The following is a 12,787-nucleotide window of genomic DNA, read 5'->3' on the forward strand; positions in this document are numbered from 1 at the left end:
TTGCCATCTGCAGATTTTTTCACTTTAATATATTAAAACTATATTGGAGGTCCACGTGACGGTATCTCGCCTAAGAAATATCCCTGGTATTGGAGTCGACCGGATCGGCGACGCCGCGGATTCCCTGCGCGACGCGGACATTCTAAGGCTTGAAAATCTCGATACCGACCTGCGGCCGCCGGCGCAGGCGCTGGCCACTACCCACGAGGCCATCGACGACGACGCGGCCAACAGCTACCTGCCCTTTACCGGCCAGGCTGCATTGCGCGCGGCGGCCGCGGGCCGGGTCGGCCGCGCTGCAGGCGTCGCATATGACGCGGCGAGCGAATGCATCGTCTCTGCCGGCGGTCTGGCGGGGATTTTCAATGTGCTGCTGTCGATTCTCGAGCCGGGCGACGAGGTCGTGCTGACGGATCCCACCTACGCCGGCCTGATCAACCGGGTGCATCTGGCCGCGGGCGTGCCGAGATTCGCGCGGCTGCAACCCGGTGCCGACGGCTGGCGGCTCGACCTCGACAGTCTTGCCGCGGCGATCGGGCCGCGCACGAAAGCGCTGCTGATCATGTCGCCTTCGATGCCGGGCGGCTACGTCGCATCGCGGGATGAATGGCTCGCGATAACGGCACATTGCGAGCGCCATGGCATCTGGCTGGTTTATGACGCAGCGATGGAACGCATCCTGTTCGACGGGCGCGAGGTCATTCATCCCGCCGGTTTGCCCGGCATGCGTGAACGTACCATCACTATCGGCGCGGTTTCGAAGGAGTACCGGATGATCGGCTGGCGCGTCGGCTGGATCGTCGGACCCGCGTCGATCATGAACGACGTACGTCTCGTGAGCCTCTCTAACGTGGTGTGCCAGGTTGGAATCGCGATGCCCGGCGCCACCGCCGCGCTGACGGCAACCGACGACGGCGTGGCCGCAGCGGTCGCGGAATGGGAGCGCCGTCGCGACTTCCTGATGAGCGCGCTTGCTGATCTGCCGGTGATCCGTCCGCATGGCGGCTGGTCGATGCTCATCGACACCCGCAAGCTGGGTCTGGAGCCGGCCGATGCATCGAAGCTGCTGCTCGAACGCGGCAAGGTCGCCGCTACCCCGATGACGAATTGGGGACCCGGGGCGGACCGCTATCTGCGTTTCGTTTTCTCCAACGAATCCGTTGCGCGCCTGCATGACATTCGCGAGCGCGTACGCCGGTCGTGGCAGACATGAGGCGGTCAGATAAAGCCGAATAGTACGGCGCGCGTGCGCCAGTCACCTATTAATCTGCATTCCACATCATTCGCACGATCGGAGTCTCGCCGCACGGAGCCGTTCATTGATACGGGCCAGGCAGCCCGGCCGCGGCCGCCTGCTCCTCGCGCGCATACTGCGTCGGCGGACGGCCGACGTGCCGCGTGAAGGCAACGCTGAAGGTACTGGCGGAGCTGTAGCCGACGCGTTGCGCAATCTCGGCGACCCGGCCTTCGTTACGGCGCAGCAAGTTCTTCGCGAGCGCCATGCGCCAGGTGAGCAGATACTCCATCGGCGCAACGCCCACCGCGCGACTGAAGCGTTCGAAAAAGGTCGAGCGGGAGAGCGCGGCCTCCTTCGCGAGTTCAGCCACCGTCCACGCGTGCGTCGGGCGTTCGTGCATTCCGCGGATCGCGACCGCGAGACGGCTGTCGGATAGCCCCCGGACCAGACCCGGCGACGCATCCGTTCCTGCCATGGACCGCAGCGCCTCGATAAGCAGCACTTCCAGCAGCCGCGACAACACGACTTCGCGCGCCGGCCGCTGCTCGCGTGATTCCTCCCGCACAAGCTCCACGAGCGTGGCGAGCCGCTGTTCGCCGCGAACGTGCACGAGTTGCGGCAACAGCGAGACCAGCAGCGACGCATCGGGCGAACCGAAGCTGCAGTGACCCGCCATCATGCGCACGTCGATCGGGCCGCCCGGGGCGCCAATTCTGAATTCGCCGTTGCCCAAAGCGACGGGGGCCGCCGTCTCGATCCCCGGCTGTGGCGGCTCGAGGCTCGACATCGCGACGCCATAGGCCGCCGGAATCAGGACGAAATCACCCGAGAGGAGTTCGATCGGCTCGTGCCCGTCAATCGCGATGCGGCAGCCGCCCTCGAGAATCGCGCAATAGAACGGCTGGCCGGCATCCGAGCGGCTGATGCGCCACGGGCTAGCGCCGAGGACGAGTTTGGAGAACCGGGCACCCGGCTGCAGCAGCATCACGACGTCGGCTAACGGATCGATCATCACCGGACTCCTGCAAATGAAATTCGGATTTTTTATTGTAGCAAGTACGGGATCGGCGATCTATCGTATGGACACATACCCACAACCCCGGCAACCCTGTTGCCGGTAACCGGAATTCCTATGAAAACCGTATTGATCACCGGCTGCTCTTCCGGATTCGGCCTCGAGACCGCCCGCTTCTTCCTGGCTCGCGACTGGCAGGTTGTCGCCACGATGCGCACGCCGCGCACCGACCTGCTGCCACCCTCTGACCGCCTGCGCGTGCTGGCGCTCGACGTCACGAATCCCGAAAGCATTCGCGCGGCCGTCGAGGCCGCGGGCCCAATCGACGTTCTCGTCAACAACGCGGGCTTCGGTGCGGCGGCCCCGGCCGAATTGGTCCCGATCGCGACGGTACGTGAGCTCTTCGAGACCAACACCTTCGGCACGATCGCCGTGACGCAAGCCGTATTGCCGCAGTTTCGGCAGCGCAAGGCCGGCGTCATCGTCAACGTAACGTCGAGTGTGACGCTAAAGGCGCTGCCCCTGCTCGCCGCGTACCGCGCGAGCAAGGTGGCAGTGAATGCTTTCACCGAATCGATGGCGCTGGAACTCGAACCGTTCGGCGTGCGGACGCACCTGGTGCTGCCGGGCCGTGCGCCCGACACCCGTTTTGGCGAGAACGCGCGCGCCCATATACACGGCTTCGATCACGAAGCCTATGCCGGCCTTGCCAAAGACGTTGTTGCGAGGATGGGGGATACCTCTGCCCCGATCACGCAAGCACAGGACGTCGCCGAAGCCGTGTGGCGCGCGGCGACCGACCCGTCGTCCCCGCTGCGCATTCCCGCCGGTGCCGACGCCGAGGCATGGGCAGCCGAGGTTCGCTGACCGACCCGTGCCATTGCCCTGAACTGAAATCGGCAATGGCTTCTGCGCGCGATAGCGCAATAACACAAGGAATACCACAAGGAGATTGCCATGCAGGACAAACCCGTCGCCCTGGTCACCGGCGCCAATCAAGGAATCGGTCTTCAGATTGCCAGGGATCTCGCGGCACATGGCTTCACTGTGCTGGTCGGCTCGCGCAATCTCGAACGCGGCGAGGCTGCGGCTAAGGAGGTTGGGCCGAACGCCCACGCACTTCAACTCGACGTGACGGACCAGGCTTCGATCACAGCCGCGGCCGGACGCGTGAGCAAGGAGTTTGGCCGCCTCGACGTGCTCATCCAGAATGCGGCCATTTCGAATACGAGCAGGCTGCCTGGCCAGTCCGTCGAGGAGTACGTCAAAACGACGCGCCCGAGCAATGTGTCGCTCGATGAAATGCGCGCGGTGTGGGACACCAATGTGTTCGGCGTTCTCGCCGTTTATCAGGCAATGCTGCCGGTCTTGCGCGAGACGCCCGGTGCCCGCATCGTCAACGTGTCGAGTGGCGTTGGCTCGTTGACGGCGAACTCGGACCCGGCCTTCGCCTACCGTGCGATCTTCGGCCCCGTCTATCCGGCCTCCAAGACGGCTCTCAACGCTTTGACCGTAGCCATGGCGATTGAACTCGAGCCGGACGGAATCAAGGTCAATGCTGTCTCCCCGGGCTTTACCAGAACGAATCTCAATGGATATGCCGGCACAGAGCCTGTCGAGGCAGGCGCTCGCGAAGCGGTGCGTGTCGCGCTGCTGGGCCCGGACAGCCCCACAGGGACCTTCACGCGCTGGGAAAATGAAACAATCCCGTGGTGATGCAACCTGAAATACAGGTTCCGTCGCAATGGCCGGCGGGGAGCATGATTCGCGGATTGCGGGGTTTTGCCAGGTGACGTGCTCCCCGCCGCTCGCTGCCTACCTGCGCTGCAAAGTCTGGGCGACAGGGGGCACGGGGGAGCGGCGATTCAACGAGCAGTTGGCCGCCAGACAGCACGCCCCTATCAATAAGGCGACCAGCACCGCAATCACGAGTTGATAGGTCAGGATAGTTGTGAGCGCATGGGTATGGGCAAGCCATACCAGCCAGCCGAGTGGACCGAGCGCTGCGCCGAATGCAGCTACACCGAGCAAGCCGAGCATGACTCTCATGGCAACGTCCTCTTCAGGATTTTGAACGGATACCCCACGGCGGATTATCTGCCAAAAAATCATCGCAAATCGCGAAATGCAGCAAAGATGCTGCCATCCAGTGCCGACCTCGCAGACTGGAAAACCCATCAGGCTCCACGCCACTCGTTGACGGTTGCTCGCTTAGCGTCGATTCGTCGATTGCATGCACGGAAGGCTCAGGCAACTTTCTCGATGCGACCGAACAGACGGACACACCGCAGCGGATTTCTCTAGAGTTGACGGATCGTCGGTCAATCCTGACTTACGACGCTGCGCTGGCCATTCAGCGTGAGTTCAACCTAAGGAAAAACAAATGAGAACGTCTCTTCATAAGGAAATCTCACCCCATTTCAATGAGCGGGCCAAGCTGAACCTGCCCGCCAATAGTGCGCCCTTGACACTCAAACACATCATTCATCCCGAGGAGATACGGGACAACCTGCCCGCCGGTCAAGGCGGCATCGGATTTTTATTTCACGCGACGGACTGGGATACGCTTTCATTTTCATTTCATAATGTGAAACACCGACAGGCGTCATTCGAAGAGGAACTTTGGAATGCGAAGCCTTTTATTGCATCGCCTATCTATTCGGACTCCCAGCTCATAGGGGCCAATATTGCGTGTCCAGTTCCTCTCGAGTTGTGGCTTGGGAGTCCACGCGGTATCAAGCGATTTCGGGAGACGCAATTTTTTCCCGCGCTGGAACTGGCAAGACAAGCGGGATTGAGCATGGTGGCGATGGGCGCCTCCACGCCCTATGCCTGCAACTACGGAGCACTCCCCCGCCATACAAAGCCGCCTCATATCACCACGGGACATGCCGCCACCGCAGCGATGCTGAAAGACTGGGCCGTCCACTGCTGCAATGAACTTGCGCTCGAATTCGGCAAGACGAAGCTCGCGCTATTCGGTGCTGCCGGGCGGCTCGGCATTACCGCGGCTAAATACCTGCTCTATAAAGATGCACCGAAGGAGCTTGTTCTGATCGACTTGCCGGACAAGGTGAACCTGCTGACGGAGCAGGCCAAGGAACTGATGGCCGCGGATCTGTCGGGACGCATCCGGGTTTCGGTGCACACATTCAGTCAGGACACTCCATTGCCACAGTTCGATGGTGCAATTCTCGTCAGCAGTACCAGCGTGCCCTACCTCACGTCTTCCGACCTCAAGCGGGCACAGTTCTGGATTGACGATTCTCACCCCCGGGCAGCAAGCACCGAGGCTGAACTCGCATCACGCGCCCACACGTTATATATTGAGTGCTTCGCCCGTGGCCCGGCCGGACTCAACACCATCTTTCCGTTCAGACTGCCGACCACCCGCGATTGCTATACCTGTTTTGCCGAAGGCTACGCGGCCTGGCAGGAAGGCATCGCTTCCGATTTCATCATCGGCAGCCCTCCTGTGTGGTCTGTTTCATATACTCACGGTCTTCTGAAGAAGTACGGGTTTTCGGTCGGACCTTTTCACGGCAAAGATGGTTCGACGATCGCCCTGAATAGCCAACGTCGTGGCAAACATGAACTGATAGGGTCGTGAACGTCATTGGAGGCCAGATGGTGATGCCGCGCGAGAGTATGCGGGATTTGCTGGAACGAAGCCGGCTTGCAATTCGATGGGGAGGCATACTCGGCCTCCTGTGCCACCCCATTTACTACGTCGTCTGGACCTATGTCCTGCCGCAGCCGTACGACAACCTCTGGCTTCGATTGAGTGCGGCGGCCATCTGCATTCCGTTGATCTTTCAGGCGCGTTGGCCCAAGCGCTTTAACAACGCCCTGCTGATCTACTGGCATTGCTGCCTGATCTACGTATTGCCGTTTGTTTGTACATTCCTCGCGATCAGAAATTCATTCTCCACCATGTGGATGATGACCGAGGTCATGATGCTTTTCATCATGGCCCTGTGTATCGACAATCCGCTTTTGCTGATGGCCTGCATAGGCATCGGTATTTTTTCCGGCACGCTGGCCGCGGTGGCCACCTCACCGGCTCCGATCGTTCTGAGCGCGGCCAATCAGTCGGATCTCGCCGTGCTGCCCGTTGTCGTTCTGTGCAGCATGGCGTTCAGCTATGCAATCAGCAAAGGACGCATCTTTGTCGAACGAAACCGGGCTTTGCAGGCCCTCGCGGGCTCGATCGCCCATGAAATGCGTAATCCCCTCAGCCAGCTGAAACACGTTCTGGATCGCGTGGAAGAAGCGCTGCCCGCCACGACGGAATCCGACCGGTCGCCGGCGTTGCCGCACGACCAGGCGGCCGTGCTTTATCGTCATGTGGCTCACGGCCAGTTGTCGATTGAGCGAGGCCTGCGCATTATCGCAATGACACTGGACGAAGTCAGCGCAAAACCGATTCGCTCGGATTACCGCGCCTATCTGAGTGCGGCGAATACCACACGTAAAGCGCTGGACGAATACGGCTTCGGCGATGAAAAGGAACGCAGCAAGGTCAGACTCGCGGTGCTGGAAGATTTCACTTTCAAGGTCGACGAAACCGTCTATCTTTTCACCCTGTTCAATCTGATCAAGAACGCGCTTCATCACATTGCCACGCATCCATTGGCAACGCTCACACTCACGATCGACCGGCAGTCCGTTATCGTTCACGACACCGGCCCGGGGATTTCGCCCGACATTCTGCCGCATCTGTTCGAGCCCTTCCGTACAGCGGGAAATTCGACTGGCACAGGATTGGGACTGGCCTACTGCCAGCGCGCGATGCGCGCTTTTGGCGGCACGATCAGTTGCCGCTCGGAAGTCGGCAAATTTACGCAATTCACGCTGCAGTTTCCGGCCGTTCAGGAGAGCGAGGTTGCGGAGCACGAGCACAGGATCTTTGAACGTGCCGCGCCATTTTTCAGCGGGAAACGCATTCTCATCGTCGACGACGATGCCGGTCAACGGGCGAGAATCCGTCGCGCGCTATCGAAGTTGGGCGCGAACGTGAGCGAGGCCGCAAACGGCGAGACGGCGCTGGGCATGCTTCGGCAGGCAACGCTGTGGGATCTCGTGCTGATGGACATCAACATGCCGGGTCTGGACGGCTACACGACCAGCGAAAAAATCCGCGCGGGCCGTCAGGATCCTAACTGGAATGTTCTGATCGCGGCCTACACGGTAGAGCCCAGCAATGTGGCACGCGTCCTCGCACGGCGAGCGGGCATGGACGAACTCATCAGCAAATCCTGCAGCGTGGTGGAATTGATCAACACTCTGCAGACGCTCTTCGAAAACGGCAGCCGGCATCATCTGAACGAGAGATTCGACGGCTTCGACGGCAAGACGATCCTGGTAGCGGACGACGACACCTACAGCAGGCTGGTTGCCAAAGGCTATCTGGAGCGATGCGGCGCGAGCGTCGTCGAGGCCGAACATGGGCAGGCGGTGCTCGCCGGGCTGGAGGAGAACGACGCCATCGATGCCATCGTGATGGATCTGAATATGCCTGGCATGGGCGGTGTGGAAGTCACTGCGTTGATTCGTAATCGTGCCGACTCATATGTCAACGTCCCCATCATTGCCTTGACCAGTCAATCCGATATGGACGCCGTACAGGCATGCCTCGCTGCAGGAATGAACGAGGTCATGATCAAACCGGTGCAGGTCAGTTCGCTGTATGCGTCGCTTGCCAGACAGTTTGCCCAGCAACGTGCGTTGAACGCTTCAGCGAAGGCGGATCTATCGCAAACATCGGCTGGCCCGATCAGAAAACCTGCAACGATCGCGGAAGACAGTCTGCTTGACGAGAAACATCTCGAAGAGCTGGTAACGCTTGATTTGCTGGATCAGTCGTTCCTCAATGGCATTGAACAGATTCGCTTGCTCGTGGCGCGACTCCCGGCCAGTGTGGCAGCTCGTGACCTCGAATCGACACACGATGCATTGCACCGCCTTCTTGGCATCAGCGGCAATATCGGGGCAAAGGCGCTGTATCAGTTCACGAGGCAGATTTATCCGCGGGTGGTAGGAGGCGAATGGCCTTCAGAACCTGACTGGCTTGAATGGGTTTGCATGTTGGGTGAACGCACTGCTGACGCACTGCAGACGTATTTCGTTTCGGCGAACGCACGTCGCGATCATCGGGACGTGCTAAGCGGTGGATAGCGGCCGAGTGTAGCCGTCGGGTGGCTCCCCGGTATCTGCGGTGCGTGTTCAACTTCTGAAACGGGGAAAACTCATCGTTATCGTCGTACCCGCACCCAGGGTGGATTCGATCCCGAGGCGTCCACCTAAAGATTGCATGATGCGGTTGCAAAAAATCATGCCCATGCCGTGGCCGCCAGACCCCGCGTAGGTTGTGACGGGGTCCTGCAACAGACGCGCCTTGATCTCCGGCGCAATCCCCGGACCGTTGTCGCGAATGCGGATCTCCGGTTCGGGGGCATCCACGACCTCGAAGCGTAACGAAGGCGCGGTTGCACCGTCGAGCGCACGCAACGCGTTGGAGAGCAGCGAAGAGAGTACGAGTGCGACGCAATTGGGCATTGAGTGCACGACGAAATCCCCTTGTACGTCGACCTGTATCCAGTCACCCTGCGAGGCGGTAAACGGATAGGTATCGAGCAAGGTTGCGATCAATTGTGTCGCCTTGACCTTGCGCGTTCCAGCGCCCGACGCAAACGGCTGGCCTCCGTTCTGGTGCACGGCCGCCCAGAAAGATGAGATCAGCGTCAGACAGTATTGCGCATTGTTCTGCATTGACGTTGCCGCCTGGCCGATCGCCCTTTGACGCTCCGGATCGTATTGCTCGGCAACGTCGGTTTCGACAGCACGCGCAAAGAGCGAGATCGTTGCCAATGGCGTATTCAGTTCATGGGCGAGGAAAGCAAGCGTCTCATCCATTGCCAACAGGCGCTGCTGGCGCGTTTCCCGCTCGGCGTAGCGCGCGGTGGCCTGCCGCAGGACCTCGCGCACCGTTTCGACCCGAAGCGGCTTTTCGAGAATGCGGAATACGTCACCGGTATTGACCGTCTGCAACAGCATGTCCTTGTCCGCATAGGCGGTCACAAGGATCCGCACGATTTGCGGATGTTCCTGCGCTACCTGACGCAACAGATCGTCTCCACGCCGCTCCGGCATGCGGAAATCGGTCACCAGTACGGCGATCTCCGCTGCGTACTCACTCAGTACGGCCATCGCCTCGTCTGCGCCTCGAGCGATACGCACGTGGTAGTCCTCACGGATCGCGCGGGCGAAGTGGTTGCGCGACATCTCGTCGTCATCGACGAACAGGATGGAAAACGGCGCTTGCATGGTGTCGCTCATCGAATTCCCGGCAGATCGAATTTGAACAGAGCCATTCGCGGGTAATAAAACAATCAGATCAGATACGCCGGATTGGGCACCCTGGCGTAGCCGCCCTTGAAGGGTAAAGCCAGCGGCTATCGTAAGCGATTTTCAGAATCGAGCAAGGCATGCAAGACGCACAGCAGGATCGAACCGGCACGATTGGTAAATATCACTGATCTATCTGGCCGGCCGCGATGCCGCAAATCGGTCGATGCAGCCAGGTGGATCGCCGGTCAACGCTCCAGCGCACGCGCAAGAGCGACAATCCCCGACTCGATTGCTTTGCTGTCGACAGACGCAAAGCCCAGCACCAGCCCCGGCGGCGCCGGACGGTCGATCGCATACAGCGACAGCGGGCGCGTCTCGAGGCCCGCGCGCGCCGCCCGGCGCGCCATGTCGGCGTCGTCGGTACCGGGTTGAAAAAACGCCGGCGCATCGAGGCCCGCGATGATTCGCGGAACATGCAGGAGTCCGGAAAGATGCCGGTCGGCGGCCACCTTCAGTGCTTCGGCGCGTTCGCCGTACAGCATGCGCATGCGCCGGATATGCCGGCCAAAATGGCCTTCCGCGATGAATTCATGCAGGACCGATTGCTGATCCAGTGGAACATGCCGCGCCGTCAACGACAATGCGGCCACGAACGGATCGACCAGGCGGTCGGGCAAGATCGCGTACGCGGTCCGCAGCGCGGGAAACAGCAATTTGCTGAAGGTGCCGCAGTAGATCACGTGTCCATCGTCGTCGAGACTCTTCATTGCGGCCAGAGGATTGCCCTCGAAGCGGTATTCGCTGTCGTAGTCGTCCTCGATGATAACGGCGCCTCGATCCCGCGCCCACTCGAGCAGCGACAACCGCCGTTCGAGCGCGAGCGACGGCCCCAACGGCGCCTGCCGCCCGGCCGTGACATAGGCCAGACGTGCGTCGGGGGCGTGCTGCCGCGCCCAGTCCACATTGATACCGCTGGCATCGACAGGCACGCCGACAACCCGCGCACCCGCTGCTTCGAGCACGAAACGCGCGCCCTGATAGCCCGGATCTTCAATCCACGCTGCGTCGCCCGGATCGAGCAGTAAACGCGCGCCCAGATCGATGGCCTGCTGGACACTGCCTAGCATCACGACATTTCCGGCGGTACACCGGATACCACGAGATATCCCCACATAGCCGGCAATCGCCTCGCGCAGCGGCCGGTATCCTTGTGCTTCACCGTCGCCCAGCAGATCTCGCCGGGTGCGGCGTACGCGTCTTGCCGCCAGCCGTGCCCACAGTTCGAACGGGAACGCATCGAGATCAGGTTGACTGGAACGAAAAGCCCTGGCGGGACCGGGGCGGCCGCTTACATCAAAAGCGCTTCGCGCGAGCAGACGGCCACGGATCGAGAGCGCGACGGCACGCGCTTGAGCGCCGCCATCGGTATCGCGATGGCGGTCGCGAGCGACCGACCGTCCGTCGCGCTTCCTGTTCGACAAGCGATCGCCGCTATCGGTATGCCGCCCGGACAGTTCGGGCAGTTCCGGCGCGACGAAACTGCCTCGTCCTACGGCGCCCGTCAGATAGCCTTCAGCGTCGAGTTGCGAAAACACGCCCAGTACCGTTCCGCGTGACAAACCGAATCGGACGGCGAGATCGCGCGACGACGGCAAGCGCGCGCCCGGCAGCAGACGGCCCGTCAGGATCGCCGAGCGCAGTTCGTCATATAGCCAGCGTTGCAGCGACATACCGGCCGGTCGCGGCGCCAGTGCAAGTTCAATCTGTTCGGCTCGGCGCATCGTCACTCTTTCCAGATTGGCTCAATCAATTTCGTAATAATGGATCTTTTTTGTGACCATTAAAAGCCATATCGTCGTCTTTATCGAAAGCACGCCATACCGTGGCAGACATTCACCATTGCAGACAGGAGGAGAAGATAAATGGCAGATAGGGTTTTTGTAGCGGGTGCAAGCGGCGCAATTGGCACCGCGCTTGTGCCGCTCCTGATTGCCGCCGGCTATACGGTGTTCGGCAGCACGCGGCGCGTGGAGCGGGCTAAAAAACTCGAGGACGCAGGTGCCACGCCAGTGGTTGCCGATGTATTCGACGCACTCGCCTTACGCAACGCGCTGCTTCACATCGCGCCGCAAACCGTGATTCATCAATTGACCGACTTGCCCCCGGGCCTCGACCCTGCCCGGATGGCTCAGGCGGTGACAGCCAACGCCAGGATACGTGACGAGGGAACGCGAAACCTGGTCGCCGCCGCAGTTTCGGCCGGCAGCAGCCGCATGATTGCGCAAAGCATTGCGTGGGCATATCGGCCCGGCGCGACGCCTTACGACGAAAGCTGCCCGCTCGACATCGACGCGCAAGGTACGCGCGGTACGAGCGTGCGGGGTGTCGCCGCACTCGAGCAACATGTGCTGGAGGCGAGATCGCTGACTGGCACAGTCCTGAGGTATGGGCAGATTTACGGGCCTGGCACCGGAGCCGATGCTGCGGCCGGGTCGAGCCCGCTGCACGTTGAAGCCGCAGCGTATGCGGCGATGCTTGCCCTTCAACGGGGCAAGGCAGGCGTGTACAACATCGCGGAGGATGCCGCCGAAGTCAGCAGCGCAAAGGCGAAGCGTGAATTGGCGTGGTCGCCGGACTGGCGATCGGTGCAGCATTGATGACCCCGCGCATTTTGCCGGACCTGTCGGGCAGGCCCACGATGCTTGCCGCGATCGTAGCGTCCGTGCTGATGGCCGGCCCGGCGGCGCCCCGTTCAGCGATCGACTGGATTGCGAATCTATGCGCGGGCGGCGCGGCACCGTTGCTGTCTGGCGTGTCGCCGGATGCCCGCACCACGCGCCGTCCTGCTTCGACGGTCAAGGTTCTATCGTGCGAAGCACTGCCTGACGCACCGGGCAAGTCGATAACGACGGCCATCGTCGACTTTCCACCGCTCGGCTTTACGCCGGCGCATCGTCACCCGGGTTCGGTGACGGCCGTCGTATTGGAGGGGACGATCCGCTCGCAACTGGAGGGCGGCGCGCCCCTCGACTACGTGAGCGGACAAACGTGGTTCGAACCGCCGCGCGCGCTCCATCTGTTCGCCGAGAATCCCGATCCGACCCACCCGGCGAGGCTGCTTGCGACTTTCGTCACCGACACCGGTTGCGGGCCGCTGGTGTTGCCGCCGAACCCTTGAGCCAGTC

11 protein-coding genes are annotated in these 12,787 nt (G+C 61.3%); 7 read left to right on the forward strand and 4 right to left on the reverse strand.

The window, feature by feature from the left end; genetic code table 11:
- Positions 1 to 55 precede the first annotated feature (55 nt).
- Positions 56 to 1,213 carry a pyridoxal phosphate-dependent aminotransferase gene (locus tag GH665_RS34035; RefSeq protein ID WP_153141475.1) on the forward strand — a complete coding sequence of 386 codons (1,158 nt, stop codon included), beginning with the start codon at positions 56 to 58 and terminating at the stop codon, positions 1,211 to 1,213.
- A 103-nt stretch (positions 1,214 to 1,316) separates the two neighbouring features.
- On the opposite strand, the gene GH665_RS34040 is transcribed toward GH665_RS34035, so the two are convergent.
- Positions 1,317 to 2,249 carry an AraC family transcriptional regulator gene (locus GH665_RS34040; protein ID WP_153141476.1) on the reverse strand — a complete coding sequence of 311 codons (933 nt, stop codon included), beginning with the start codon at positions 2,247 to 2,249 and terminating at the stop codon, positions 1,317 to 1,319.
- Positions 2,250 to 2,369: 120 nt separating this feature from the next.
- Here GH665_RS34040 and GH665_RS34045 point away from each other — a divergent pair, with 120 nt between their 5' ends.
- Both GH665_RS34045 and GH665_RS34050 read left to right on the forward strand, forming a co-directional pair.
- Complete coding sequence (locus GH665_RS34045; RefSeq protein ID WP_153141477.1) at positions 2,370 to 3,119, forward strand: SDR family oxidoreductase; 750 nt, start codon at positions 2,370 to 2,372, stop codon at positions 3,117 to 3,119.
- A gap of 90 nt (positions 3,120 to 3,209) precedes the next feature.
- Positions 3,210 to 3,968: an SDR family oxidoreductase gene (locus GH665_RS34050; protein WP_153141478.1), complete on the forward strand. Its 759-nt coding sequence runs from the start codon at positions 3,210 to 3,212 to the stop codon at positions 3,966 to 3,968.
- A 99-nt stretch (positions 3,969 to 4,067) separates the two neighbouring features.
- Here the strand turns inward: GH665_RS34050 and GH665_RS34055 are convergent, their stop codons facing one another.
- Positions 4,068 to 4,301 (reverse strand): hypothetical protein, encoded by a 234-nt coding sequence (locus GH665_RS34055; protein WP_153141479.1) that lies wholly within the window; start codon positions 4,299 to 4,301, stop codon positions 4,068 to 4,070.
- Between the two features lie 334 nt (positions 4,302 to 4,635).
- Here GH665_RS34055 and GH665_RS34060 point away from each other — a divergent pair, with 334 nt between their 5' ends.
- Together GH665_RS34060 and GH665_RS34065 are read left to right on the forward strand one after the other, a co-directional pair.
- The gene (locus GH665_RS34060; protein WP_153141480.1) at positions 4,636 to 5,862 is read left to right on the forward strand and encodes a hypothetical protein; all 1,227 of its coding nucleotides are present in this window, start codon (positions 4,636 to 4,638) and stop codon (positions 5,860 to 5,862) included.
- Positions 5,863 to 5,879: 17 nt separating this feature from the next.
- On the forward strand, positions 5,880 to 8,429 hold the full coding sequence (locus GH665_RS34065; protein ID WP_153142433.1) for a response regulator: 2,550 nt from the start codon (positions 5,880 to 5,882) through the stop codon (positions 8,427 to 8,429).
- A gap of 48 nt (positions 8,430 to 8,477) precedes the next feature.
- Here the strand turns inward: GH665_RS34065 and GH665_RS34070 are convergent, their stop codons facing one another.
- Together GH665_RS34070 and pdxR are read right to left on the reverse strand one after the other, a co-directional pair.
- Positions 8,478 to 9,590: a hybrid sensor histidine kinase/response regulator gene (locus tag GH665_RS34070; protein ID WP_153141481.1), complete on the reverse strand. Its 1,113-nt coding sequence runs from the start codon at positions 9,588 to 9,590 to the stop codon at positions 8,478 to 8,480.
- Positions 9,591 to 9,847: 257 nt separating this feature from the next.
- Positions 9,848 to 11,383, reverse strand: a complete 1,536-nt coding sequence (gene pdxR, locus GH665_RS34075) for a MocR-like pyridoxine biosynthesis transcription factor PdxR (RefSeq protein ID WP_153141482.1) — start codon at positions 11,381 to 11,383, stop codon at positions 9,848 to 9,850.
- A 141-nt stretch (positions 11,384 to 11,524) separates the two neighbouring features.
- Here pdxR and GH665_RS34080 point away from each other — a divergent pair, with 141 nt between their 5' ends.
- Together GH665_RS34080 and GH665_RS34085 are read left to right on the forward strand one after the other, a co-directional pair.
- Positions 11,525 to 12,259: an NAD-dependent epimerase/dehydratase family protein gene (locus GH665_RS34080; protein ID WP_153141483.1), complete on the forward strand. Its 735-nt coding sequence runs from the start codon at positions 11,525 to 11,527 to the stop codon at positions 12,257 to 12,259.
- The gene (locus GH665_RS34085; RefSeq protein WP_174771773.1) at positions 12,259 to 12,780 is read left to right on the forward strand and encodes a cupin domain-containing protein; all 522 of its coding nucleotides are present in this window, start codon (positions 12,259 to 12,261) and stop codon (positions 12,778 to 12,780) included. Before GH665_RS34080 ends, GH665_RS34085 begins: the two co-directional genes overlap by 1 nt.
- The last annotated feature ends 7 nt before the right edge of the window (positions 12,781 to 12,787 follow it).

Origin of the sequence: Paraburkholderia agricolaris (assembly GCF_009455635.1) — a bacterium.
Taxonomy (GTDB): Bacteria; Pseudomonadota; Gammaproteobacteria; order Burkholderiales; family Burkholderiaceae; genus Paraburkholderia; species Paraburkholderia agricolaris.

Coding starts and splice junctions, on each gene's coding strand:
- GH665_RS34040 (WP_153141476.1), bottom strand. CDS start 2,249: ATGATCGATCCGTTAGCCGACGTCGTGATGCTGCTGCAGCCGGGTGCC.
- GH665_RS34085 (WP_174771773.1), top strand. CDS start 12,259: ATGACCCCGCGCATTTTGCCGGACCTGTCGGGCAGGCCCACGATGCTT.
- GH665_RS34070 (WP_153141481.1), bottom strand. CDS start 9,590: ATGAGCGACACCATGCAAGCGCCGTTTTCCATCCTGTTCGTCGATGAC.
- GH665_RS34055 (WP_153141479.1), bottom strand. CDS start 4,301: ATGAGAGTCATGCTCGGCTTGCTCGGTGTAGCTGCATTCGGCGCAGCG.
- GH665_RS34045 (WP_153141477.1), top strand. CDS start 2,370: ATGAAAACCGTATTGATCACCGGCTGCTCTTCCGGATTCGGCCTCGAG.
- GH665_RS34060 (WP_153141480.1), top strand. CDS start 4,636: ATGAGAACGTCTCTTCATAAGGAAATCTCACCCCATTTCAATGAGCGG.
- pdxR (WP_153141482.1), bottom strand. CDS start 11,383: ATGCGCCGAGCCGAACAGATTGAACTTGCACTGGCGCCGCGACCGGCC.
- GH665_RS34050 (WP_153141478.1), top strand. CDS start 3,210: ATGCAGGACAAACCCGTCGCCCTGGTCACCGGCGCCAATCAAGGAATC.
- GH665_RS34080 (WP_153141483.1), top strand. CDS start 11,525: ATGGCAGATAGGGTTTTTGTAGCGGGTGCAAGCGGCGCAATTGGCACC.
- GH665_RS34065 (WP_153142433.1), top strand. CDS start 5,880: ATGGTGATGCCGCGCGAGAGTATGCGGGATTTGCTGGAACGAAGCCGG.